The sequence below is a fragment of the Peteryoungia desertarenae genome, assembly GCF_005860795.2.
Taxonomy (GTDB): Bacteria; Pseudomonadota; Alphaproteobacteria; order Rhizobiales; family Rhizobiaceae; genus Allorhizobium; species Allorhizobium desertarenae.
Window position 1 is genome coordinate 2735609 of the sequence record NZ_CP058350.1, and the last position, 24995, is coordinate 2760603.

A 24995-nucleotide genomic window follows, 5' to 3' on the forward strand; every position below is an offset into this window, starting at 1 on the left:
ACTTAGTTCTATAGAGGCCCATCAACAGCAAAGGATGGCTTGAATGACCGGATTGACCCGCACCAGCGCCGACCTTGATCCGCGCCGGCGTCGTATTCTTTTTCGCTGCTGGCATCGCGGAATTCGGGAGATGGATTTGATGCTCGGGCAGTTCTGCGAGGCGGAGATTGCGGATCTGAGCGATGAGCAGTTGGCTGAACTCGAACTGATTATGGCAGAAGAGGACAATGATCTGGTCAAGTGGGTTACCGGCGCCGCGCCGATCCCAGAACGGTTCAACACGCCCCTGTTTCTGAAGATCGCGGGCCATCGCCCCGATTTCTCACCGGTCACTCCTGAGAGCCTGACGAAGTCCTGATCCCATGCCTCTGATCGATGTGAAGCGCATTGTCGGCGCACAATCGGCCCTGACGCTCTCCCATGTGCCCGACGGCATGGATGCCTTCATCCTCGCCGAACTTGCTCGCGAGGGCAAACCCGTTGCCTATGTCGTGTCGGACGGCCAGCGGCTGCAGAACATCGAACAGACGCTGGGCTTTGCTGCGCCCGACATTCCGGTCCTGACTCTGCCGGCCTGGGACTGTTTGCCGTATGACCGTGTTTCGCCCTCTGCCGATGTTTCGGCCCGGCGATTGGCGGCACTGTCTGGTTTAATTGCGCTATACCTAAATCCGCATCCGGCGATCGTCCTGGTGACCGTCAACGCCATGCTGCAGAAGGTAGCACCGGCAGATGTGATCGACAGCCTCGGATTCTCTGCAAAACCGGGCAATCAGGTGCGCATGGACGACATTGCCGCGCGGCTGGAGCGTAACGGTTTTGACCGGGTTGCCACTGTGCGCGAGGTCGGTGAATTTGCCGTCCGCGGCGGCATCCTCGATGTTTTCGTGCCCGGATCGGAAGAACCCGTTCGCCTCGATTTCTTCGGCGATACGCTCGAAAGCATCCGCTCCTTCGATCCGGCAAGTCAGCGCACCATCGGTCAGGTGCGTTCGCTCGACCTCAATCCAATGAGCGAGGTGACACTGACGCCGGAGACCATCAGCCGGTTTCGCAAGAACTATCTCTCGCTCTTTGGTGCCGCAACGCGGGACGATGCGCTTTATGCTGCGGTTTCCGAAGGACGTCGCTATGCCGGGATGGAGCATTGGCTCCCGATGTTCTACGACAAGCTGGAGACGACGTTCGACTATCTGCGTGGCTTCCGTATGGTCACCGACCATACCGTGCGTGAGGCAGCGGAAGAACGCGCCAAGCTGATCCGCGACTATTACGAGGCACGCCTCAACTCGGCGACACCGGGCAAGGGGCATCTCGCCCAGGGCACGCCCTACAAGCCGGTGCCGCCGGAGCGCCTCTATCTTGGTGCTGCCGAGTTTGGGCGGGCGCTCGATGCCTTTGATCCTGTGCGTATCACCCCCTTTGCCGAGCATGGCGGGGAAAGCCGTCTTGTCATCGAAGTCGATGCGCGTCCCACCCCGCGCTGGGCAAAGACCGCCAACGATGCTAGCGAGGCCGACGCGCGCATCAATGTGTTCGAGCAGGCGGTCAAATACGTCGCCGACAAGCGCGCGATGGGCTCGAAGGTCATTGTCTCCGGCTGGTCGGAAGGCTCGCTCGACCGACTGTTGCAGGTTCTGAACGAGCATGGCCTGGAGCGGCTCGTGCCGGTTGGGTCTCTCAAGGACGTCGATAAGCTGAAGATTGGCGAGGCGGGCACCGCTGTCCTCAGCCTCGAAGGCGGCTTCGAGGCGGGGAAACTGGTCATTGTCGGCGAGCAGGACATTCTCGGCGATCGCATGGTGCGCCGGTCGAAGCGCCGCAAGCGCGCCTCCGATTTCATCTCGGAGGTCGCCAGCATCGATGAGGGCTCCGTTGTCGTGCATGCCGAGCACGGCATCGGGCGCTTCATCGGGCTGAGGACCATCGAAGCCGCAGGCGCGCCGCATGCCTGCCTTGAACTGCAATATGCCGACGACGCGAAGCTCTTCCTGCCGGTCGAAAACATCGATCTCCTCTCCCGCTACGGCGGCGAGGCGACAGAAGTACAGCTCGACAAGCTGGGCGGCGGCGCATGGCAGATGCGCAAGGCCAAGCTCAAGAAGCGCCTGCTCGACATGGCCGGCGCGCTGATCAAGATCGCTGCCGAGCGCATGACCCGGTCGGCCCCGGTGCTGACCACCCAGGAAGGCCTTTACGACGAGTTTGCCGCCCGTTTCCCCTATGACGAGACGGAAGATCAGGAAAACGCCATCGAGGCCGTCCGCTCCGACCTCGGCCAGGGCCGCCCGATGGACCGCCTGATCTGCGGCGATGTTGGTTTCGGCAAGACGGAAGTGGCGCTGCGCGCCGCCTTCATCGCGGCGATGAACGGCATTCAGGTCGCCGTCGTCGTGCCGACCACGCTGCTCGCCCGCCAGCACTACAAGACCTTTTCCGAACGCTTCCGGGGGCTTCCGATCCGCGTCCAGCAGGCGTCACGCCTTGTCGGCACCAAGGAACTGAACCTCGTCAAGAAGGAAGTCGCCGACGGCAAGACCGATATCGTCGTCGGGACGCATGCGCTGCTCGGCTCGGGCGTCAATTTCGCCAATCTCGGCTTGCTGATCATTGATGAAGAGCAGCATTTCGGTGTCAAACACAAGGAACGCCTGAAGGAGCTGAAGTCGGACGTGCACGTCCTGACGCTGTCGGCGACGCCCATCCCGCGCACCCTGCAGCTCGCCATGACCGGCGTGCGCGAACTCTCGCTGATCACCACGCCGCCCGTCGACCGCATGGCGGTGCGCACCTTCATCTCGCCCTTTGATCCGCTGGTGATCCGCGAAACCCTGATGCGCGAGCATTATCGCGGTGGCCAGAGTTTCTATGTCTGCCCGCGCCTTGCCGATCTTGCCGACATCAAGGCGTTCCTCGACGAGAACGTGCCGGAACTGAAGGTCGCCGTCGCCCATGGCCAGATGGCGGCGGGCGAGCTTGAGGACATCATGAACGCCTTCTACGAAGGCCGCTACGATGTGCTGCTCTCGACCACCATCGTCGAATCCGGCCTTGATGTGCCGACGGCCAATACGCTGATCGTCCACCGCGCCGACATGTTTGGTCTCGCCCAGCTCTACCAAATCCGTGGCCGTGTTGGTCGCTCCAAGGTCCGCGCCTTTGCGCTGCTCACGCTGCCGGTCAACAAGGTGCTGACGGCGGGCGCTGAACGGCGTCTCAAGGTGCTGCAGTCGCTCGACACGCTGGGCGCCGGCTTCCAGCTTGCGAGCCACGATCTGGATATCCGTGGCGCCGGCAACCTGCTCGGCGAGGAACAGTCCGGCCATATCAAGGAAGTCGGCTTCGAGCTCTACCAGCAGATGCTGGAAGAGGCGGTCGCCGAGGTGAAGGGTATCGATGAAGTCATCGACACCGGCTGGTCGCCGCAGATCCAGGTGGGGACGTCGGTGATGATCCCGGAAAACTATGTGCCGGATTTGCATCTGCGCATGGCGCTCTATCGCCGCCTCGGCGAACTCGACGATCTCCGCGAGATTGACGGCTTCGGCGCCGAACTGATCGACCGCTTCGGTCCTCTGCCGATCGAGGTCCAGCATCTCCTGAAGGTTGTCTATATCAAGGCGCTCTGCCGCACGGCCAATGTCGAGAAGCTGGAAGCGGGCCCCAAGGGCGTCGTCGTCCAGTTTCGCGGCAAGCAGTTCCCGAACCCGGCAGCGCTTGTCGGCTACATCGCCAAGCAAGGCACGATGGCCAAGATCCGGCCGGATCACTCGGTGTTCCTGACCCGCGACCTGCCAACGCCGGAGAAGCGGCTGGCAGGGGCGGCGGTGGTGATGACGCAGCTGGCGGAACTGGCAAAGGCGAGTTGAGTGGAGGCTGCAAAGTGATCAGGCGGTCGGCTCTTCCGGCTTGATCGCCAGCGCCGCATCCGTCTTGCCGGCCACCGGCGGCGGAAGCGGCGTACCGCGCTTGCGCTCGCGGATCAGCGTCAACAGCCCCGAGCCGACGATCAGCGCAATCCCGATGCCCATCGGCCAGTCGACCTTGTCGCCGAAGACGAAATAGCCGAGCAGGATCGCCCAGAGCATCTGGCTGTATTGGATCGGCCCGACGATGGCCGCCGGGGCGTAGAAGGAGGCGAGCATCATGAAGATGTTGCCGACCGCGGCCAGGATGCCGAAGGCCGCGAGCAGGGCCATGTCGTAGGCCGATGGCATGTGGAAGTCGGGAAGCGACAGCGCACCGCAAAGGATGACATTGCCGAGAAGCCCCGCTCCATAGAGTGAGATGTTTTTCTCCTGTGGCCCGATCGCCCGGTAGATCACGATCGAAATGCCGCCGGCGAAGCCCGAAATCAGGGCCGCAAGATGCCCGATCTCCAGTTCGCGGAATCCTGGCCTCAACACGACCAGGACGCCAAGAAAGCCAATGACCACGGCGGCCCAGCGCTTCATGCCGACCTGTTCCTTGAGGAAGATTACCGACATGATCGTGGCAAAGGAGGGCAGCAGGAAGATCAGGCAGAAGGCTTCTGCCATCGACAGCCGGGTAAAGGCGATGATGCTGCCGACGGTGCCGACCGTGGCACAGACGAAGCGCAGCCACCAGAGCGGCCAATTGGTGCTGCGCACCAGATCCGTGTAGCGGTCGCCGCGCTTCATCAGAAAGGGAATGGCGAGAAAACCAAAGAGGCTGCCGATGAACCCGGCCTCGAAAGCCGGCACGCGACCCTCGACGAGCTTTACCGCAGCATCGCTGAACGAATAGGCGGCAAAGCAGATGAAGGCGAGGAGGATGCCTTTGAAGGTGGTGTCAGCTGACAAGGTGAAGTATCCCGGGGAGAAGGTGACCTCACCGGGATACGGGTGTTCGCGAAGGCCGTCAATTCAGATTACGGAGCGCTTCTGCCTTCGCTTTGGCAATTTCGCGCAGCGCATTGGCAAGCTCTGCCGGCGGCTGGGCGCCGCTGACGGCATATTGCTGGTCGAAGATGAAAAAGGGAACGCCGTTGACGCCCATCTGCTTGGCCGCATCGACTTCTGACAGAACATGATTCACATCGGCATCGCCTGCGAGCAGCGATTCGATCACCGGGCGCGAGAGACCGGCCCCAGTTGCAATGTAGAGCAGCACTGCAGGATCGCCTATATTGCGGCCCTCTTCGAAATTGGCCTTGAACAAAGCGTCCACAACGCGGGACTGCATCTCGCGGCTCTCCTGGCCGGCCCAGTGAATAAGGCGATGAGCGTCAAGCGTGTTCGGCCCCAACTTGATCGCTTCGAAGTCGAAGGCAATGCCGACCTCGGCTCCGAGCGCCTTCAGATGCGCATGTGCACGATCCATATTGTCCTTGCCGCCGAGTTTCTTGGCGAGTTCAACCTGGTGGTCGACTCCTTCCGGCGGATAGTCGGGATTGAGTTGGTAGGGGCGCCAGTTGATGTCGACGCTCACTGCGTCCTGAACCTCTGCGATGGCAAGCTCCAGCCGGGCCTTGCCGAGGTAGCACCAGGGGCAGACCACGTCTGATACGAGGTCAATGGTGATGCGATCCATAGTGTTGTCCTTTTCTGGCAGAAGACTGATGGTTCCGTTTGAAAATGAAGGGCTCTAAAGCAATGAAGGCCGGAGACAAGCTCCGGCCCGAAAACACAGCGTCAAATTTTTGGTTCACTGAACGCGCGCATCCCACCATGTCGGGCGCTGATAGCCATAGAGCGGCGTACCCTCGGGTCTGCCGATGTAAGCCCAGCGAGCAACCCATTGCTCCCCGATATGATACAGCGGTACGACATAGTGACCCGCAACCAGCAATCGGTCGAGCGCCCGGACGGCGGATTGAAAATCTTCCCGGCTGCGCGCATTGACCAGTGCATCGATCATTCGGTCGATATCGGGGTCCGCCGCACCAGCAAAATTGAAGCTCCCCTCCGCATCGCGGGACGTTGAGCCCCAGCGAAAGATCTGCTCCGCGCCTGGTGAAAGGGAAGAGGTATAGGCCTTGATGATCATGTCGTAGTCAAAACTGTTCGAGCGGGCCTGATACTGCGCGTCATCGACCGTGCGTATCGTCATGTCCACTCCGATGAGTTGAAGAGCGCGCTGGTAGGCAAGTGCCATCTTCTCCTGGTCCGCGTTCTGGGTCATGACTTCAAAAGCCAATGGATTGCCATCCGGGCCGGTCATCTTGCCATCCTTGATGGAGTAACCCGCCTCACCGAACAATCGCACCGCCTCACGCAACACCGCGCGATCACCGCCCGATCCGTCGGTCACGGGAAGCGTGTAAGTCCCATCCAGAATGGCGGCTGGAATTCGATCCTTGGCAGGACCAAGAAGCGCCAGTTCCTTTTCATCCGCCGGGTTACCAAAGGCACCGAGATCGGAATTCTGCCAGAAGCTCTGGGTCCTTTTGAAAGCATTGTCATAGAGCGTCTTGTTCAACCATTCGAAATCGAATGCCATGCTCATTGCTTCCCGCAGCTTAGGATCGGCAAAGATCGGTCGGCGTGTATTGAAGACGAAGCCCAGCATGCCGGACGGCAGTCCTGGATTGAAAACATCCTTCACCACGTCGCCATTGGTGGCGGCGGGGAAGTTGTAAGCGCGTTGCCAGTGGGCCGCATTACCATCAGGATAAATATCGATGTCGCCCTTCTTAAAGGCCTCGAACAGCGTTGAGTCCTGCAGGAAGTAGGTCACGCTGATCTCGTCATAATTGTCCAGACCGACCTTCGTTGGCAAATCCTTGCCCCAATAGTCAGGATCACGTGCCCAGGTGATCTTTTCACCCGGCCTCATTTCCCTGATTCGATAGGGGCCCGACCCGACCGGTATTTCAAGGCCTGCCTGATCGAAGGTTTCCGGGTTGATTGCGTGCTTAGGCAGGATCGGCGTACCCAGCGCAAAGATCAGCGGGGTTTCGCGGTTTGCCTTGTCATTGAATGTGAACTTGACGCTCCGGTCCCCAACCTTTTCCATTTTCTCGACCGAGTTCATTCGTGAGCTGAATGGTGGCCGGCCCTTGTCGCGCAAGAGTTCGAAGGTGAACATCACATCTTCCGGCGTAACGGGTTGTCCGTCATGCCATCGGGCCTTTGGATTGATGTTGAACTGGATGTAGCTGCGGGCATCATCCCATTCGACCGTTTCCGCAAGAAGCCCGTAAAGTGTGAACGGCTCGTCGCTTGATCGCGCCATCAGTGGTTCATACAGAAGATTGCCGAATTCCGGGTCCCAGACGCCCCGAGCAGTGGTGCGCATTCCCTTGAGAACAAAGGGATTGAGAGCGTCGAACGTGCCCACGACGCCATAATTTACCCGGCCACCCTTCTTCACATCCGGATTGACATAGGGAAAATGTGTGAAATTCGCGTCGAGCGCCGGCTGACCGTGCATGGCTATGCCATGCAGCGGTTCGGCCTGTGCGATGGACATGACCGGAACAAAAAGCAAGCTGATGAGCAATCGGCGCAAGACGAAGGCCTCCCTGAGGACGTGGTGGAATCGTCGCAAGCTAGCACACCGACCACAAAACCAACAAATAGCGATGCCACGAGGGCAAGACTGGTCGGCTTCGAAAGAAGGGCTGGAAATTCCGCACGCTGCAATGTAACAGGTGTGCCGGAACGCAGGAGTCATGCATTTGCCTCATTTGATCGACAGTGACGCACAGCATGACCGGTGAATGACGCGATGAACACATCGCGCGACAGGGGTTTTCAGGAGACAAAAGACGTTATGATGTCCAAGATGAACAAGACAACGCGGACTGCTCTGTCTGCTCTCGCTCTGGTCGTTGGCTCGGCCGCCATGCCAGCCATCGCGCAGGCGCAGGAGGCCGGTGCGGCGGCTCCATCTCGTTGGTTCAAGACCTGCTCGAAGCAGGAGGAGTCGGACGTTTGTATCGTCCAGAACCAACAGCTCGCCCAGAACGGCCAATTGCTAACCGCTGTCGGCCTCATCACCGTGGAAGGCAAGGTGAACCGCAAGCTTCTGCAGGTGACTGTTCCGACAGCACGTTTGATTCCGCCGGGCGTCATGATGCAGATCGACGGCGGCGAGGGGACCAAGCTCGATTACGCAGTCTGCCTGCCGGATCGCTGCACGGCCGAAATCCCCCTCACGGATGCGATCGTGAACAGCATGAAGCGTGGCAATGAAGTCGTTTTCACTTCGATCAACTTCCGCCGCGCACCAAACCCCATCAGGATCCCGCTTGATGGCTTCACCGGAGCTTTTGACGGCGAAGCTATCACACAGTCTCAGGCGGAAGAGCGCCAGCGGCTGCTGCAGGAAGCAATGCAGAAGCGTCAGGAAGAGCGCACGCAAGCCATCAAGGAAGCACAGGACGCTGCCAAGCAAGGCAACTGATCCGATCTTCGAAAGTGCGACCAATGAAAAAGCCCGCTTCCGCGGGCTTTTTCATGCCTTACCGCATCTCAATGGGCAAAATTGACCTTTGGCTTGTAGCGGCCCATCTGCTCCATCTCGAAAATCTGCTGGATCTGTGGGTTGCGCAATGGCAGAGCACTGTGATCATGCTCGAGGTTCTGTTCGGAAACATAGGCGACATATTCCGTCTCCGCATTTTCAGCCAGCAGATGATAGAAGGGCTGATCCTTGCTCGGTCGGACTTCGGCCGGAATTGCATTCCACCATTCTTCGGAATTGGCAAACTCCGGATCAACATCGAAGATCACGCCGCGGAACGGGAACACCTTGTGTCTGACGACGTCTCCGATACCAAATTTAGCGTTTCGTTGTTTCATGGCTTCACGTCCTTTCACCCTCTTATTTGGGAGGATGAAGGGTGAAGATCAAGGGTCTGTGCTGCACTCACGCAGAGTTGGTCACTGCTTGCCTTGCGCCGTTCGACGACGGTCATTCTTAGGTGCGGTGGCGAGGAGCAGCCCTCCCATGACCAGCACCACGCCGCCAACGTGGTAAAACTCGATGGTTTCATCGAGAAACAGGACAGCCAAGATGATCGACATTGGCGGCATTAGATAGAGCGTCGTGCCGGCCAAAGTCGCGCCCAAGGCATGAACGGTGTGGTGGTAGCAGTAGAAAGCGGCGAGCGATGCAAAGACAACCATGCCAGCGAGCATAACCCAGTCATCCGGTGCATCAGGTAGCGGCGCCCCGGAATAAATCTCGTAAGTCGCAGGTGGAACAAGCACAACCGCACCCGACACCGCCAGGATGCCGAACACGGTCATCGGCTTCAGCTGGGACGGGGCAGGGCCCCGCAGGGCAAGCGAATAGATTGCGAATGCAATCGCGGCGACCAGAATGCCCAGATCTCCGAAATTGAATTCGAAGCTGGCGAGGGCCGCAATCTGGCCCTTGAACACGATGACACCGACACCAGCGAAGGCAAGAGCCATGCCCAGGAACTCCCGGGCTGCGATTGCTCTTCCGTGCCGAAGCCATTGCAGAACGAGAATGAACAGCGGAGACGTCGTATAGATCAAGGTCGCATTGGTGGCCGTCGTGTATATGAGAGCCCAGTAGACCACACCCCCACATATCCCCATCCCGAGTATACCAAGCCAAAGCCAGAGCGCTGGCTGGCTGCGGACAAAGCCAATAGCAGCACGGCGATCAGCGTAGAGGAAGGGCGCCACCAGGATTGCAGCGCCTAACCAGCGGAGAAAAGCGGTCGTGAAAGGAGCGCTTTCCCCGGCCAGACCCCGACCGAAGATAATATTGCTTGAGAAGAATAACGGGGTCAGCACATAGATGAACCAGTCGAGATATCCTGGTTGCTGCTGTTGCGAAGAATGGTCCATGCCAGCTCAATTTCGACGATCATGCCACGGCAACACCGTGCCGCCTTGCTCCCAGCTTTGGCATGCATTCCGACTGGATGAAAGCGGAAACATCACGCCCAAGACGGGTGCGCGGCGCCGGCGCGGCGCACATCGGATGTTCTAAAGTATAAAACGCTAACAAAATAACGCCGAATGTATATCAGCGACCTTCTTGAGCCATTTTGCCACAATTTCGTCAAATTACCTCGATTTTCTCCAAAAATATTCGATTTATTCAACAAAAACAGTGAAATTTTCGCTCCCCGTACGCCGCATAAATTCGCCTCATTCCTGACCATATTCTTTCGGTACGCCACCGTTGTTAACCTTGCCTTAATAACTTTGTACTGGTCCCATACATTCTACCTTGTGTGTCTAAAAACACCTGACTAAGAATGCCGCCATTAACAAGGGGTAAAGTAGTTGCGTACTCGTTGGGAAGAAGAAACGGCTGGTTCTCGCAGCCAAGAACGTAGGTTTAGCATTTTGCCATGGGCTTTGGGGATGGCTATCCCCGTCGCCTTCATAACTGGTGCTGCAGTCAATAGCTTTTACGGAATGTCTACTTCAGTGGCAGCGCTAACATCTTCCGGTGGGAGTTCTGTTGGCGGCGCAAATGCGATGGATGGCGGACGATTGTGGACAGCTGAAGAGCAAAGTCGGCGAGAATTCGATATCCAGAATGCAAGAACCGACGCGAAGATGTTGCGGCAGCAGGTCGAAGACCTGCAGTCGCGGGTGATCGTGGCCATGCGTGAAAAGGAAGAAGCGGATCGTCTTGCGCAAGCGGTCTTGCAGCAGAAGGCTGATCTGGAGCAGAAGCTGCAAAGCCAGGCACGTGCCGTTTCGCAGCCTATGACGGAAACTGCGACAACGGTCTCCCAGACCGATCTCGAAGCGCGCTTCGCCCCGGCGGAAGAACCGCCGGTTTCCGTGCAGAGTCTGTCGATCGTTGAACAGCAAGCAGCGCCGTCGGCGTCGATCGCAAGCGATCAGCCCTTGCCGCTTTCACCGCAGGTGACGGCACCGGCCAACACATCATCAGCGGACATGACTGCCGCTGTCGATCGCGGCAGCGAGTTGACTGCCGTTCCCGAACTGGTTCCTCGACAGCTTTCTGAGGTTCAAGAAGCTCTTCGGAAGGCAAATGGTCTGAACACTCTGTCGGGTGACGCCCGGCGTGACCTGGAGGCCAGGCTTGTGCGGGGTGAATGCGTGTCGAGCAGCCTCGCTACCGCCTTTGGGAGCACGGTACCAGTTGTGCCGTTGAGGGACCTGATCCGCGGCCTCGATAGCGATTGCTGAACCTGTTTGGGGGATTACTGTGAAAAATAGATTTGATTTGGTTCTTGCAGGGGCGCTTCTGGCTTTACCTTTGTTGGCTGCCAGCGCCAATGCCCAGCAAATTGAGCAAAACATCATGGGTGCGTTCAAGGGCGCCACGCAATATGCGGTGGCGGAAGATATCGCGCGCATCAGCGGGAACTGCGGCATTCCGATCAATGTTGTCGAAAGCGAAGGATCGCTCGCGAACTTCTTTGGTGTGCGCGATCGTCCCAACACGCAGTTCGGTCTCGTTCCCAGTGATATTCTCGACTACATCAAGGCGCACGAAACGCAGAGCCGCGAGGCCAGGCTCGCAGCCCAAGGGATGCGGATCATGCTGCCCCTTTATAACGCCGAAGTCCAGGTCATTGCACCAAAGAGCATCCGTTCGCTCCAGGATCTCAATGGTCGGCGGGTCGGTGTCGGCAATGTGAACGCCGGCACAAACTTAACCTCGAAATTGATTTTCGACATCCTCGACATCAAGGTGGCTGAACGCGTAAATCGTCCGCTTGACGAGATGATCGAACTCCTGCGTCAGGGAGAAATCGATGCGCTGATGCATGTGGCGGGCGCCCCAAACCCGGCCATTGCCGACGGTCGTCTTGATGACCGTTTTCACATCGTGCCGATCACGGATGCGGTTTTGAAGGCAAGCTACAAGCCGACGGTCATCCCGGGCGGGACCTACTCGTTCCAGCCGAACGATGTTGAGATTGTTTCCAACAAGACCTTGCTGATGACCTACGAGTTTGGTTCGCGGAAAAACAGTTACTATCAGAACGCCTGCAATGCCATTGCGAATCTGACGAACCTGATCGTGAACAATCTGGACGAGTTGCGCAGCACCGGGCATCCGGTGTGGAAGAGCGTCGACCTGACAGAGATCCCGCCAAGCTGGGAAATCGGCACCTGCGTTAAACAGGGTCTTCAACCTGATTTCAAGCCGCAATGCGCCGCCCAGCCGACAGCCTCCGTGAGCGATGCAAACCAGGACTATCTCGATCTGATCAAGCGCCAGTTGGAAAACTGATCGTCGGAGATGTCGCAAGAGAAACGGGGGGGCAAAGATGCGGCTCTCGCACCTGGTTGCCCGAATGAGAATTGGGAACTGGCGCCGAGGCTGCCATAAGGACAACACCGTTGTCCTGACCATCCAGATAACCAGATCCACGCTGCAATCAAGCGTTTGACTTCAAACGACTTGGTCATGCGGGAGGGGTCCTATAGCGGGTTGAGCGGGTAATCACTGGCAACAGTTTTGCCATGCGAACCAAGGGGAAATTCATGTTTTCAAAGTTGTGGCGTGCTGCGTCGGTCATGTGCATCGGTTTAACCCCCGTCACTGTCACCGCCAGTGATTTCGAAAGAAACATTATGACAGGGGGACCGAGCGGAACCTACATCCAGATCGGTCGCGATATTGCATCGCTCGGACAGGCATGTGGCCTGCCTTTGAATGTTGTCGAGAGTGTGGGATCTCTTGAGAATTTTGCGGCTGTTCGCAATCGCCGTGCAACCCAGTTCGGGATCGTGCAGAGTGATGTGCTCGAATACCTGAAAACCTATGAAGTGAATGATGCGGAGATCCAGCAGGCCATCCGTGGCATGCGCATCATGTATCCCCTATACAACGAGGAGGTTCATGTTCTGGCGCGCCGCGACATCAACAGTTTAAAGGATCTGTCGGGCAAGCGTGTTGCCATTGGCAAGGTGAACTGCCCCCCATTTCGACCGGACAGTCGGCATAAGCAGAAAGGCTCAAGCACGGGCTTGAGGACAGGCTTATGTCTAACGAGTATCGACATGTTGAATTGCTGACGGGTGATGTCCGCCGCAGGCGCTGGACAACCGAGCAGAAGCTGACAATCATCGAGCAGAGTTTCGAACCAGGCGAGACGGTGTCTTCGGCCGCTCGCCGCCATGGCGTCGCGCCCAATCTGCTTTACCGGTGGCGCAGGCTTTTGAGTGAGGGAGGTGCTGCAGCCGTGGATCGGACGAGCCGGTTGTCGGCAATTCGGAAGTGAAGAAGCTGGAGGATCGTGTCCGCGAGCTGGAGCGCATGCTCGGTCGCAAGACGATGGAGGTCGAAATTCTCCGCGAAGCCTTGTCCAAAGCAGACTCAAAAACGGATATCGCTACGATCTTGTTGCCGAAGGACGGTTCCCGATGAAATCAGTCGCCGACACGCTTGGCGTATCCTGTTCCAACCTGATCGAGCGGCTGAAAGGCAGATCGAAGCCGCGTCGCTCCTATCACAAGGCCGAGGATGCAGACCTCTTGCCCATCATCCGCAGGCTGGTGGATCAAAGGCCAACCTATGGCTATCGGCGGATCACCGCGCTCCTCAATCGCGAGAGGCGAGCCGCCGATAAGCCTGTCGTCAACGCCAAACGGGTTCATCGCATCATGGGCAACCACGCCATGCTGCTGGAGAAGCACACCGCCGTTCGCAAGGGCCGCCTCCATGACGGCAAGGTGATGGTCATGCGCTCGAACCTGCGCTGGTGCTCGGACGGGTTGGAGTTCACCTGCTGGAATGGCGAGGTCATTCGTCTTGCCTTCATCATCGACGCCTTCGACCGCGAGATCATCGCCTGGACGGCGGTCGCCAACGGCGGCATCTCCGGCTCTGACGTGCGCGACATGATGCTGGAGGCGGTCGAGAAGCGCTTCGCAGCAACGAGAGCCCCGCACGCAATAGAGCATCTCTCGGACAATGGCTCGGCTTACACCGCGAGGGACACGAGACTGTTTGCCCAGGCGCTCAATCTGACGCCTTGCTTCACGCCGGTGGCCAGTCCGCAGTCGAACGGCATGTCGGAGGCCTTCGTCAAAACCTTGAAGCGGGACTATATCCGCATCTCAGCTCTACCGGACGCCGAAACAGCGCTCCGGCTCATCGACGGATGGATCGAGGACTATAACGAAATCCATCCCCATTCCGCGCTCAAGATGGCTTCTCCACGGCAGTTCATCAGGGCTAAATCAAACTAGCCGACATGTCCGGTGAAACGGGGTGCACTCCACAAGGCCAACAGCGGCACGAGCCTCACATCGACCTTGATGCTGGACATTCTCGGCGTGGACGATGCTCAGAGGCTACCGCTCAATCCTGACGAAGCCCTTCCCCTTCTGGAGCAGGGACAGATTGATGCCTTCTTCTATGTTGCCGGTGCGCCGGCGTCCCTGTTCGCAAACAACCAGATCGATGGCTCCCGCTTCCACCTGGTCCCCATCAAGGACGCACCGCTTCTGGCCACGTACACGCCGGCGAAAATCGCTGCTGGAACCTACACCTTTCAGCAGCAAGAGGTGAGTATTGTTGCCGTTAAGGCTGTATTGATGACCTTCGATTATCAGGCGCGGGGCAACGCCTATCAGCAAGAGAGCTGCAAGACTGTCTCTGACTTCGCCCGACTGATCCTGGATGGCCGAGATAGACTACAGGCTTCCGGTCATCCCAAATGGAAGCAGGTCGATCTCACCGCGTTACCCCCGGGCTGGGAAGTGAGTGCCTGCGTCAAGGCTGGCCTCGCACAAGATTATAAGCCGAATTGCACGGTCGCGAGCGCACAGACGTCACCGGCCAATAACGAGTATCTTGATCTGTTGCGGCAACATCTGAAGCCCTGATCGGGGAAATGGTTTGGCAACGGCCGTGCGACGCCCCACACGGCCATGTCTCATGTGCAGGCCAACAGCCCCAATGAACAAGGCCGGTTAAACACATGTTTCACCGGCCTCTTCGGTTCAAATCTACGTGGCGGATGCCAACATCAGGTCGAGTAATACATGTCGAATTCGACGGGATGCGGGGTCATTTCGAAGCGCATGACTTCCTGCATCTTCAATTCGATGAAGGCATCGATCTGATCGTCGTCGAACACACCGCCGGCGGTCAGGAACTTGCGATCCTTGTCTAGGCTTTCGAGAGCCTCGCGAAGCGAACCGCAGACGGTCGGGATCTTCTTCAGCTCCTTTGGTGGCAGGTCGTAGAGATCCTTGTCCATGGCCTTGCCCGGATGGATCTTGTTCTTGATGCCGTCGAGGCCGGCCATCAGCATGGCGGCAAAGGCCAGGTAGGGGTTCGCCATCGGATCCGGGAAGCGAACTTCGATACGCTTGGCTTTGGGATTGGATCCGAACGGAATGCGGCAGGATGCCGAACGGTTGCGAGCCGAATAGGCCAGCAGGACCGGAGCTTCATAACCCGGAACCAGACGCTTGTAGGAGTTGGTCGACGGGTTGGTGAAGGCGTTGAGTGCCTTTGCGTGCTTGATGATGCCGCCAATATAATAGAGGCAGGTTTCGGAAAGACCGGCATATTCGTCACCCGCGAATGTCGGCTTGCCATCTTTCCAGATGGACTGGTGAACGTGCATGCCAGAGCCGTTGTCGCCGAAGATCGGCTTCGGCATGAAGGTTGCGGTCTTGCCATAGGCATTGGCAACCTGATGGACGACATACTTGTAGATCTGCATCTTGTCGGCATTGCGCACCAGCGTGTCGAACTTAATGCCGAGCTCGTGCTGCGCTGCTGCCACTTCGTGGTGATGCTTTTCGACAACCACGCCCATTTCGGCCAGCACAGTCAGCATTTCGGAACGCATGTCCTGAAGGCTGTCGATCGGCGGAACGGGGAAATAGCCGCCCTTGACGCGCGGACGGTGACCGAGATTGCCGGTCTCATAGTCGGTATCGTCGTTCGACGGAAGCTCCGATGAGTCAAGCTTGAAACCTGTGTTATACGGATCAGCCTTGTACTTCACGTCGTCAAAGACGAAAAACTCGGCTTCCGGTCCAACAAAGACGGTGTCGCCGATGCCGGACGCCTTGAGATAGGCTTCGGCCTTCTTGGCTGTGCCGCGCGGGTCGCGGTTATAGGCTTCGCCTGAGACCGGATCGAGAATGTCGCACATGATGACCATGGTCGACTGCGCGAAGAAGGGGTCCATATGAACCGTGTCCGTGTCCGGCATAAGAACCATGTCGGATTCGTTGATGGCCTTCCAGCCGGCGATGGACGAACCATCGAACATGACGCCATCGGCGAACATGTCTTCATCGACGCAGACCACATCCATGGTCACATGCTGCAGCTTGCCCTTCGGGTCGGTAAAGCGCAGGTCGACAAACTTGACGTCGTTGTCCTTGATTTGCTTCAGAATATCACTTGCGGTCGTCATATATCGAATTCCTTGATTTTGATGACGATAGATCTCCCCCCGCGACTGCAGGGAAACTTAGATGGCGTCCACGCCGGTTTCACCGGTCCGGATACGCACAACTTCCTCCACGTTGGAAACGAAGATTTTTCCGTCTCCGATACGGCCGGTCTGTGCCGCGTTGCGGATCGCCTCGATGACGGCCTCCACATTTTCATCCGCCAGCACAACCTCGACCTTCACCTTTGGCAGGAAGTCGACGACATATTCAGCGCCACGATAGAGTTCGGTGTGGCCCTTTTGCCGACCGAAGCCCTTTGCTTCCGTTACGGTGATGCCCTGTAAGCCGACTTCCTGAAGGGCTTCCTTCACTTCGTCGAGCTTAAAGGGCTTTATGATCGCTTCGATCTTTTTCATGAGAAAATATCTCTCCGCTTCCCTCATTAAAGCAGGATGAGCCCCGCCCGCCGGTCAGAATGCACGCAACGTGCCAATTTCATGGAAAATCTGCTGTGAAATTCCAGTTTCAGCATCCGGCGCGGCAAATCTCCCCCAAAACTCAGGCAAAAGCCAGTCCTTAGTGACGAATTCATGTGATTTTGTTCCGAATTTTATTTTCAGCTTCCATGCGCTAACATCATGGTGCTACTCGATTTTTTCCTTCCATGAGATGAAATATTAAGCAAATGAGTAATCCGTGGGCAATTCCACCTGCCTCATATGAGGCAGATGCCAAAGACGCAGGAGTTCGTGGTGCAGACAGCCGGTGAGATTTGGACGACGGATGTTGTCTTGGCACCCAAGGCCATGGCGGAGGTCGACGCGGCTGCGATTGCTTCAGGGATACCAGGCTATGATCTTATGGAGCGCGCCGGACAAGCGGTCGCGGCAACCGCCCTTCGGTCATTTCCCGAAGCGAACCGTTACATTGTCTTGTGCGGGCCCGGAAACAATGGAGGTGACGGTTACGTTGCAGCCCGCGAACTTGCGGCCTGCGGCGCATCCGCCGAACTCTATCATGTTGAGGAGCTGGACAGGCTTTCCGGCGATGCCCGAACGGCGTTCGAACGCTGTCATCTCCCTGCGAATCCTCTGCCGACCTACCAGATGCAGCCCGGTGATGTGATCATCGACGCGATTTTCGGTGCAGGCCTGTCTCGCGATCTTCCACCGGAATTGGCAGAGCGCATAAACGCAATCACGGCTGCCGGTCTTCCTGTACTCGCAGTGGATTTGCCAAGCGGCATCGACGGAGCGACCGGCGAGATGCGTGGCGCGGCCTTCACCGCCTCGAAGACCGTCACCTTCATGGCACAAAAACCGGGACATTTGTTGCTGCCTGGTCGGGACCACTGCGGAAGCGTCGAGATCGTCGACATCGGGATACCCCGAAGGATGGTGGAAGCTGCGCGCGGGGCTCTGAAACGCAACCATCCCGGCTTGTGGCAGGCCGATCTGCCGCGGGCAAACCTGGCAGATCACAAATACCGTCGAGGGCATGTGAGCGTATTCTCCGGTCCATTTAATGGAACCGGAGCCTGCCGTCTCTCTGCAGCGGCTGCAGCAAGATCAGGGGCCGGCATCGTCGCTGTCGCGGCGCGCAGATCGGCAGTGGCGGCGCTTGTTCCGCACCTGACGTCCATTATGCTGCACAGCGTCGATAACGAACTGGACCTCGCCCATTATCTTGACGACCCTCGCCATCAGACATTTGTGTTGGGGCCGGGTTTTGGTGACTTTGCCCAGGCCCGCAGTTTCGCACTGGCCATTGGACACGCACAGCGGACACTTGTTCTGGACGCTGATGGCATCACCGCCTTCAAGGGCAAGGTGGATGAACTGAGAGACGCATTTGCCGATGTGACACCACGTCTGGTGCTTACGCCCCATGAAGGCGAATTCCACCGACTTTTCCCGGAGATTGCCGCCGAAAACGCCAAGGGCAAGGTCGAAAAGACACGTGACGCAGCAGGCCTTCTGGGAGCCATCGTTGTCTACAAGGGAGCGGATACCGTGATCGCTGCGCCGGACGGAAGTGCCGCGATCAATGATAATGCGCCGCCTTGGCTCGCAACTGCCGGCTCGGGTGATGTCCTGGCCGGGATGATTGCTGGATTGATTGCCCAGCGCGTTCCACCATTCGCCGCATCCTGTGCCGCCGTCTATCTGCATGGGGAAGCCGCGAAACTGGCGGGTTCCCCCATGACTGCGGAGGATCTTTTAGAGGCCATCACAGCGGCAATGGCCTCAATCACTCAAGATTAGAGGAGCCGGCTTCGGCGCAGCAGTCCTTCGTCTTCCAGTAGCGGATAGGCAATCGATACGAGAAGTGAATTGATTTCCTTCAGATCCCGCATGGTGTCGATATGCAATGAACTGGATTCGAAACTGGCTGCATTGCCCTGCCGCAGCCGTTGCATATGCTGTTCCTCGCTGTCACGCGCCAGATTGCGGACAACCTCCTTTCGGCTCACCAATTGCCGGGCATGTTCGAGGTCTCGGTTGACCAGCAGATTGAAGGCGAGATGGGCATTCTGCAGGACCTCCCTGTGCATGGCGCAGAGCTCCGACCAGCCTTCGGCCGAAAAACCCGTTCCCCGTTCATGCTTCTTGCGGGCCCGGTTGAGCATATTCTGGGAGATGATGTCAGCGGCCTGTTCGATTTTGATCGTAGCGCCCAGCAAATTCTGTGACTGCGTTGCAGCCGCTTGATCGAGTGCTGTGGCGGATATCCGTGCCAAGTAGAACTTGATCTCCCGGTGCAGGACATCGATCTCGTCGTCGAGCATTTCAATCCGCTGAGTCTTCTTCGGATCCCAACGCTCGAAAAGATCGAGAATGCCGTTCAGCATGATTTCCGTCTTGTCGCAGACGGCAAGCACCTCACGCGTCGCGTTGCCAATCGCCTGTTGCGGCGTCGCAAGATCGGCAGGGTTCAGAGCCGAAAGCCGGGTAGGGACTTCAGCTCCTTCGGTTTTTTGCGCCAGCAACTTTTCGAGCAGACGAGCAACGACGCCAGCCAGAGGAAGGCCAACGATCAAGACAGCAGTATTGATGGCAAGATGCACCATGACCACGGCGTCGCCCGGATGCGCTGAAAAGGCCGAGGGTTCAAGGTTGAAAATGAACTGGAATCCGAGGGCAATCACCGTGATCATCCCGCGGATTGCAACATTCCCGAGCGGGACAATACGCCCTGCCGGCTCGGCATTTTTGGTCAGAATGGCACCGATGATCGCCGCACCGAAATTGATGCCGAGAACCAGCGGAATGATGAGGGCGTCCGGCAGCAGGCCCTTGTCCGCCAGTGATGCAACCAGCAGAACGGATGCCACGCTCGAATGGAACGCCCAGGCGAGCAGCGCCGCCAGCATGAAGGCGCTAATCCAGTCGGACGCAAGGTAATTGAAGATGATCGGCAGGATCTTGCTGTTGCGCAACGGGTCGGATGCCTCACCAATCAGCCGTAGAGACAGGAGAAGCAGGCCGAGACCGAATAAGATGCGCCCCAACTGCCGCCATGTCCGTGATTCCGAGGCACGGAAACTGATCGTTCCGAGGAGCAGGAGCACCGGGATCAAAATGGAAAGGTCGTAACGCAGGATCCGCGTGACAAACGCTGAGCCGAGATCCGCTCCCAGAAGCGTCGCGATCCCGATTGCGGATGACACATATTGTGCAGCCACGAAGGACGACACGATAAGGGCCACAGCTGTTGCACTTTGAAGCGCGACGGCAAACAGAAAGCCAGCAAATGCTGCAGAAAACCGGTTGCCGACCGCATGCCGCAGCTTGTCCTTCAGAATGCTTCCATAAGCACGCTCAATCCCTGTCCTGACCATGCGTGTGGCCCAGAGCAGGAGCGCGACGGCACCTGCAAGATTGATGAAGATAACAATACCTGACATGAAATATGCGCCTTGCAACTCTGGAGAACGGGCGAAAATCGGGGAGGGACATGAAATACGAAGTGACCAACGACGGCTGAGGAGACGCCCGCCGGTAAAAGCCCGAATCCGCGGACATCCCTGATCCGGGCTGCCGTTGTCACAAATCTGTCATAAAATGTCGAGCCCTTGTCTCGGAGCTCGCTTTCGCGGCGCTGCTGAGCAAGAAGCAAAGGCGCCCGAAGCACTGATCACCGGCAAGCAGGATCTGGCTCCCATCCGGCAAAGGCACGAAAACGTGCTATTCCGCCGCCTCGACCTTACGGAACGGCCGCCGCTCCAGCAGTTCCCTAAGAAACTGACCGGTATAGGAAGTCTCGACCTTCACCACCTCTTCCGGCGTGCCCTGGGCGACGATCTGCCCGCCACCATCGCCCCCTTCGGGACCGAAGTCGAGAATGTGGTCTGCCGTCTTGATCACTTCGAGATTGTGCTCGATGACCACGACCGAATTGCCCTGATTGACCAGTTCCTGAAGCATTTCCAGAAGCTTGGCCACATCATGGAAATGCAGGCCTGTCGTCGGCTCGTCGAGGATGTACAGCGTGCGCCCTGTCGAGCGTTTGGAGAGTTCCTTGGCAAGCTTCACGCGCTGCGCCTCGCCACCCGAAAGCGTATTGGCCTGCTGGCCGACCTTGATATAGCCGAGGCCGACATCAAACAGCGCCTGCAGCTTGTCGCGCACGGCCGGCACCGCCTGGAAGAATTCGACGCCTTCCTCGACCGTCATGTCGAGAACATCGGCGATCGACTGGCCCTTGAAGGTCACATCCAGCGTTTCCCGATTGTAGCGCTTGCCGTGGCAGACGTCGCAGGTGACATAGACATCCGGCAGGAAGTGCATTTCGATCTTGATGACACCATCGCCCTGGCAGGCCTCGCAGCGACCACCCTTCACGTTGAAGGAGAAGCGGCCCGGCTGGTAACCGCGCGCCTTGGCCTCCGGCAATCCGGCGAACCAGTCGCGGATCGGTGTGAAGGCACCGGTATAGGTGGCCGGGTTTGACCGCGGCGTACGACCGATCGGTGACTGGTCGATATCGATCACCTTGTCGATGAATTCGAACCCGTCGATGCGCTCGTGCTCCGCCGGGTTCTCGCGCGCGCCCATGATGCGGCGCGCGGCGGCCTTGTAGAGCGTTTCGATCAGGAAGGTCGACTTGCCGCCGCCCGACACGCCGGTTACGGCGGTAAATACACCGAGCGGGATCGAAGCGGTGACGTTTTTCAGATTGTTGCCCTTGGCACCGATAACCTTGATCTGCTGGCCCTTTTTCGGCTTGCGCCTCTGTGCGGGAACTTTGACCCCCATCTCGCCCGTGAGGTATTTGCCGGTCAGCGATTTCGGATGCGCCATGATGTCCTGTGGCGAACCCTGCGCCACGACCTGGCCACCATGAATACCCGCTGCGGGTCCGATATCGACCACATAATCAGCCGTCAGGATGGCATCCTCGTCATGTTCGACAACAATGACCGTATTGCCGATGTCGCGCAGGTGCTTGAGCGTATCCAGCAGACGCGCATTGTCCCGCTGGTGCAGACCGATTGATGGTTCGTCAAGAACGTAAAGCACGCCGGTAAGGCCCGAACCGATCTGCGAGGCCAGCCGGATGCGTTGGCTCTCGCCACCCGACAGCGTCCCGGAATTGCGCGACATCGAGAGATAGTCGAGCCCCACATCGTTCAAGAAACGCAGGCGCTCGCGGATCTCCTTCAGAATGCGGACGGCAATTTCGTTCTGCTTGTCCGTCAGCTTGGCCGGCAATTCCTCAAACCAGGAACCTGCATTCCGGATCGCCATGTCGGTCACCTGGCCGATATGCAGCCCGTTGATCTTCACGGCGAGCGCCTCCGGCTTCAGGCGAAAACCACCGCAGGCAGGGCAGGGGGCAGCAGACATGTAGCGCTCGATCTCCTCGCGCGCCCAGGCGCTGTCGGTTTCTTTCCAGCGCCTCTCGAGATTGGGGACGATGCCCTCGAATGTCTTGGTTGTTGTATAGGCGCGCGCGCCGTCCACGTAATGAAATTCGATTGCCTGTTCCGTGCCATGCAGGATGGCGTTTTGTGCAGCCTCGTTCAGCTCCGACCACTTGTTCGAAAGCTTGAAACCGAAGGCTTTACCGAGAGCCTCAAGCGTCTGATTGTAGTAGGGCGATGAGGATTTGGCCCAGGGCGCAATAGCCCCATCGCTAAGACGACGGTTCACCTCCGGAACGATGAGCGCCTCGTCGATCTTCTGTTGTGAGCCAAGACCGTCACAGGTCGGGCAGGCGCCAAAGGGATTGTTGAACGAGAAGAGCCGCGGCTCGATCTCCGGAATGGTGAAGCCGGAGACGGGGCAGGCGAATTTTTCCGAAAACAGAACGCGCTCATGCGTCTCGTTCAGCGACTTGTTGGCCGACCCACCTGCCGCTGTCTCTTCTGGCGGTAGCGGCTTGTCGGCAAATTCGGCAACCGCCAGCCCATCGGCAAGCCGCAGGCAGGTTTCCAGACTGTCCGCCAGACGGCTTGCAATGTCCGGACGGACGACCACACGGTCAACCACCACGTCGATGTCGTGCTTGTATTTCTTGTCGAGTGTCGGTGCGTCCGCAATTTCGTAGAACTGCCCGTCTATCTTGACGCGCTGGAACCCCTTCTTCATCAGCTCGGCGAGTTCCTTCTTGTACTCGCCCTTGCGGCCACGGATCATCGGCGCAAGGATGTAAAGCCGCGTGCCTTCCTCCAGCGCCAGGATCCGGTCGACCATCTGGCTCACCGTCTGGCTCTCGATCGGCAGACCCGTCGCCGGCGAATAGGGCACGCCGACCCGGGCGAAGAGCAGGCGCATATAGTCGTAGATTTCAGTGACGGTGCCGACCGTCGAGCGCGGATTGCGCGAGGTCGTCTTCTGCTCGATCGAGATGGCAGGCGACAGCCCTTCGATCTGATCGACATCCGGCTTCTGCATCATCTCAAGAAACTGGCGGGCATAGGCCGACAGACTTTCGACATAGCGCCGCTGGCCCTCTGCATAGATCGTGTCGAAAGCAAGCGACGACTTGCCCGAGCCCGAAAGCCCGGTCATCACGATCAGGCTGTTGCGCGGCAGATCGAGGTCAATGCCTTTAAGATTGTGCTCGCGCGCACCACGGATGGAGATGGTTTTCAGTTCAGACATGGCAATCGGCTCGGCTCGGGCATGAGACCGCCTTTGTGCTAAGGCGGGTCCTGGAAGGATGACGGTCCTTATGTAGTCTAACGATGGCAGCTGTCGAGGACTTGGGGCAACCGTTCTGCGCTAAATCGATTCTGTTGACACCAAACTAGCAAAAGACTAGAACAAATAAAGAACATTTTTCGTTGTGGATTAAACAGCAGTCAAAGCCAACCATCCGGCAGAATGGGCTAGGATACGCACAATTCTTCGTATTTTCGAACGTCGCGATCATGCGGCAGTAAGGTGAGTGTCATGGCTGGAAGCGTCAACAAGGTCATTTTGATCGGCAATCTCGGAGCTGATCCCGAAATTCGCCGGACTCAAGACGGGCGCCCGATTGCTAACCTGCGCATTGCGACCTCTGAAAGCTGGCGTGACCGGAACAGCGGCGAGCGCAAGGAGAAGACCGAATGGCACACCGTGGTCATCTTCAATGAGGGCCTTTGCAAGGTCGCAGAACAGTATCTGAAGAAGGGTTCGACAGTCTATATCGAAGGCCAGCTGCAGACCCGCAAGTGGCAGGATCAGAACGGCAATGATCGCTACTCGACGGAGGTGGTTCTGCAAGGCTTCAACTCGACGCTGACGATGCTGGGTGGACGTGGTGACAGTGGCGGTTCGCGCAGCAATGACTTCGGCGGTGGTGATTATGGTGGGGGCTATGACGGCGGCTATGACGCGCCGGCTCCATCCCGTGGTGGTTCATCTGGTGGCGGGAACCGTGGCGGCAGCGCCCCGTCAGGCGGCTTCTCACGCGATCTCGACGACGATATCCCGTTCTGAGCGCTCTGGATACTGATTGAAACATGGGGAGGGATTGATGCCCTCCCTTTTCCGTTCGTGAATCAGCCGGCAAATGCCGACTTGACACCATCGACAACGAACTGGACGGAAAGAGCCGCAAGCAGGACGCCGAGAAGACGGGTCAGCAGAGCCCTGCCGGTAACCCCTAGGAACTTGTTCAGCCGTTCGGCCAGGTAGAGCGATACAAAAACCAGCGCCAGGACCACGGCAATGACACCGATGAGTTGCGCCTTGCCAGCCCAGCCGTCGAGCGTTCCCGAGATCAGAACAGTTGCCGATATCGCACCGGGCCCCGCAATCAGCGGAATGGCCAGCGGGAAGACAGCCAGGTTGTGAATGTGATCCTTGGTGATCGCATCGCCCGTTGTCTTCTCCTTTCGCTCGTTGCGCTTTTCGAAGATCATTTCGAAGGCGATGGCAAACAGCATGAGACCACCGGCAATCCGGAATGCTCCCATGGAAATGCCGAGCGCACCAAGAATGGTCGCACCGAACAGCGCGAAGACCGTGAGAATGGCAAAGCCCATCACCGATCCGCGAATGGCCACCTGGCGACGTTGCGCCGCCGTCATGCCCTGGGTCAAACCGAGGAAAAGAGGTGCGAGGCCGGGCGGATCGACTGTGACTAGCAGCGTTGTGAAGGCGCTGATCATTGCATCCGTCATGGCCATGTCATTCTCCTGGATGATTTTGGTCATAAAGGCAAAGCCAGGGAACAATAGCAAGGCTTGGCCCA

19 protein-coding genes and 1 pseudogene are annotated in these 24995 nt (G+C 58.1%); 10 read left to right on the forward strand and 10 right to left on the reverse strand.

Annotated elements, in window-relative coordinates:
• The first annotated feature begins 43 nt into the window (after positions 1-43).
• Both FE840_RS13355 and mfd read left to right on the forward strand, forming a co-directional pair.
• Complete coding sequence (locus tag FE840_RS13355) at positions 44-358, forward strand: FAD assembly factor SdhE (RefSeq protein WP_138288644.1); 315 nt, start codon at positions 44-46, stop codon at positions 356-358.
• Positions 359-362: 4 nt separating this feature from the next.
• On the forward strand, positions 363-3869 hold the full coding sequence (gene mfd / locus FE840_RS13360; RefSeq protein WP_138288643.1) for a transcription-repair coupling factor: 3507 nt from the start codon (positions 363-365) through the stop codon (positions 3867-3869).
• A gap of 18 nt (positions 3870-3887) precedes the next feature.
• On the opposite strand, the gene FE840_RS13365 is transcribed toward mfd, so the two are convergent.
• The 3 genes from FE840_RS13365 to FE840_RS13375 all read right to left on the reverse strand — a co-directional run bounded on the left by FE840_RS13365 (position 3888) and on the right by FE840_RS13375 (position 7434).
• A complete protein-coding gene (locus FE840_RS13365; protein WP_138288642.1) occupies positions 3888-4823 on the reverse strand; it encodes a DMT family transporter in 936 nt (311 codons plus the stop codon).
• A 58-nt stretch (positions 4824-4881) separates the two neighbouring features.
• On the reverse strand, positions 4882-5553 hold the full coding sequence (locus FE840_RS13370; protein WP_138288641.1) for a DsbA family oxidoreductase: 672 nt from the start codon (positions 5551-5553) through the stop codon (positions 4882-4884).
• A 114-nt stretch (positions 5554-5667) separates the two neighbouring features.
• Positions 5668-7434 carry an extracellular solute-binding protein gene (locus FE840_RS13375; protein WP_138288772.1) on the reverse strand — a complete coding sequence of 589 codons (1767 nt, stop codon included), beginning with the start codon at positions 7432-7434 and terminating at the stop codon, positions 5668-5670.
• 303 nt (positions 7435-7737) lie between these two features.
• On the opposite strand from FE840_RS13375, the gene FE840_RS13380 reads away from it, so the two are divergent.
• Positions 7738-8370 carry an invasion associated locus B family protein gene (locus tag FE840_RS13380; protein WP_138288640.1) on the forward strand — a complete coding sequence of 211 codons (633 nt, stop codon included), beginning with the start codon at positions 7738-7740 and terminating at the stop codon, positions 8368-8370.
• A 68-nt stretch (positions 8371-8438) separates the two neighbouring features.
• Here FE840_RS13380 and hspQ read toward each other — a convergent pair whose 3' ends face one another.
• Positions 8439-8768 (reverse strand): heat shock protein HspQ, encoded by a 330-nt coding sequence (hspQ, locus tag FE840_RS13385; RefSeq protein WP_138288639.1) that lies wholly within the window; start codon positions 8766-8768, stop codon positions 8439-8441.
• A gap of 81 nt (positions 8769-8849) precedes the next feature.
• Positions 8850-9791: a DMT family transporter gene (locus tag FE840_RS13390; RefSeq protein WP_138288638.1), complete on the reverse strand. Its 942-nt coding sequence runs from the start codon at positions 9789-9791 to the stop codon at positions 8850-8852.
• 657 nt (positions 9792-10448) lie between these two features.
• On the opposite strand from FE840_RS13390, the gene FE840_RS13395 reads away from it, so the two are divergent.
• From FE840_RS13395 to FE840_RS13415, 5 genes and pseudogenes are all read left to right on the forward strand, one after another.
• Complete coding sequence (locus FE840_RS13395; protein ID WP_171033778.1) at positions 10449-11117, forward strand: hypothetical protein; 669 nt, start codon at positions 10449-10451, stop codon at positions 11115-11117.
• 19 nt (positions 11118-11136) lie between these two features.
• Positions 11137-12171 carry a TAXI family TRAP transporter solute-binding subunit gene (locus FE840_RS13400; RefSeq protein ID WP_171033777.1) on the forward strand — a complete coding sequence of 345 codons (1035 nt, stop codon included), beginning with the start codon at positions 11137-11139 and terminating at the stop codon, positions 12169-12171.
• Positions 12172-12425: 254 nt separating this feature from the next.
• Positions 12426-12959 carry a TAXI family TRAP transporter solute-binding subunit gene (locus FE840_RS13405; protein WP_246318774.1) on the forward strand — a complete coding sequence of 178 codons (534 nt, stop codon included), beginning with the start codon at positions 12426-12428 and terminating at the stop codon, positions 12957-12959.
• Positions 12926-14135 (forward strand): annotated as a pseudogene (locus tag FE840_RS13410) (IS3 family transposase). The gene FE840_RS13405 and the pseudogene FE840_RS13410 overlap by 34 nt, the downstream one beginning before the upstream one ends.
• A gap of 12 nt (positions 14136-14147) precedes the next feature.
• Entirely contained in the window at positions 14148-14774 is a 627-nt protein-coding gene (locus FE840_RS13415; protein ID WP_138289716.1) for a TAXI family TRAP transporter solute-binding subunit, read from the forward strand.
• Between the two features lie 143 nt (positions 14775-14917).
• On the opposite strand, the gene glnA is transcribed toward FE840_RS13415, so the two are convergent.
• Positions 14918-16327 carry a type I glutamate--ammonia ligase gene (glnA, locus tag FE840_RS13420; RefSeq protein ID WP_138289718.1) on the reverse strand — a complete coding sequence of 470 codons (1410 nt, stop codon included), beginning with the start codon at positions 16325-16327 and terminating at the stop codon, positions 14918-14920.
• A 57-nt stretch (positions 16328-16384) separates the two neighbouring features.
• Positions 16385-16723, reverse strand: a complete 339-nt coding sequence (locus FE840_RS13425; RefSeq protein WP_138289719.1) for a P-II family nitrogen regulator — start codon at positions 16721-16723, stop codon at positions 16385-16387.
• Positions 16724-17035: 312 nt separating this feature from the next.
• Here FE840_RS13425 and FE840_RS13430 point away from each other — a divergent pair, with 312 nt between their 5' ends.
• Positions 17036-18571, forward strand: a complete 1536-nt coding sequence (locus FE840_RS13430; RefSeq protein WP_138289721.1) for an NAD(P)H-hydrate dehydratase — start codon at positions 17036-17038, stop codon at positions 18569-18571.
• On the opposite strand, the gene FE840_RS13435 is transcribed toward FE840_RS13430, so the two are convergent.
• Complete coding sequence (locus FE840_RS13435; RefSeq protein WP_138289723.1) at positions 18568-20214, reverse strand: Na/Pi cotransporter family protein; 1647 nt, start codon at positions 20212-20214, stop codon at positions 18568-18570. The genes FE840_RS13430 and FE840_RS13435 overlap by 4 nt on opposite strands.
• A gap of 280 nt (positions 20215-20494) precedes the next feature.
• On the reverse strand, positions 20495-23416 hold the full coding sequence (uvrA, locus tag FE840_RS13440) for an excinuclease ABC subunit UvrA (protein ID WP_138289725.1): 2922 nt from the start codon (positions 23414-23416) through the stop codon (positions 20495-20497).
• A 291-nt stretch (positions 23417-23707) separates the two neighbouring features.
• Here uvrA and FE840_RS13445 point away from each other — a divergent pair, with 291 nt between their 5' ends.
• Positions 23708-24238: a single-stranded DNA-binding protein gene (locus FE840_RS13445; protein WP_138289727.1), complete on the forward strand. Its 531-nt coding sequence runs from the start codon at positions 23708-23710 to the stop codon at positions 24236-24238.
• A gap of 62 nt (positions 24239-24300) precedes the next feature.
• Here the strand turns inward: FE840_RS13445 and FE840_RS13450 are convergent, their stop codons facing one another.
• The gene (locus FE840_RS13450; RefSeq protein WP_138289729.1) at positions 24301-24930 is read right to left on the reverse strand and encodes a MarC family protein; all 630 of its coding nucleotides are present in this window, start codon (positions 24928-24930) and stop codon (positions 24301-24303) included.
• Positions 24931-24995: the final 65 nt, after the last annotated feature.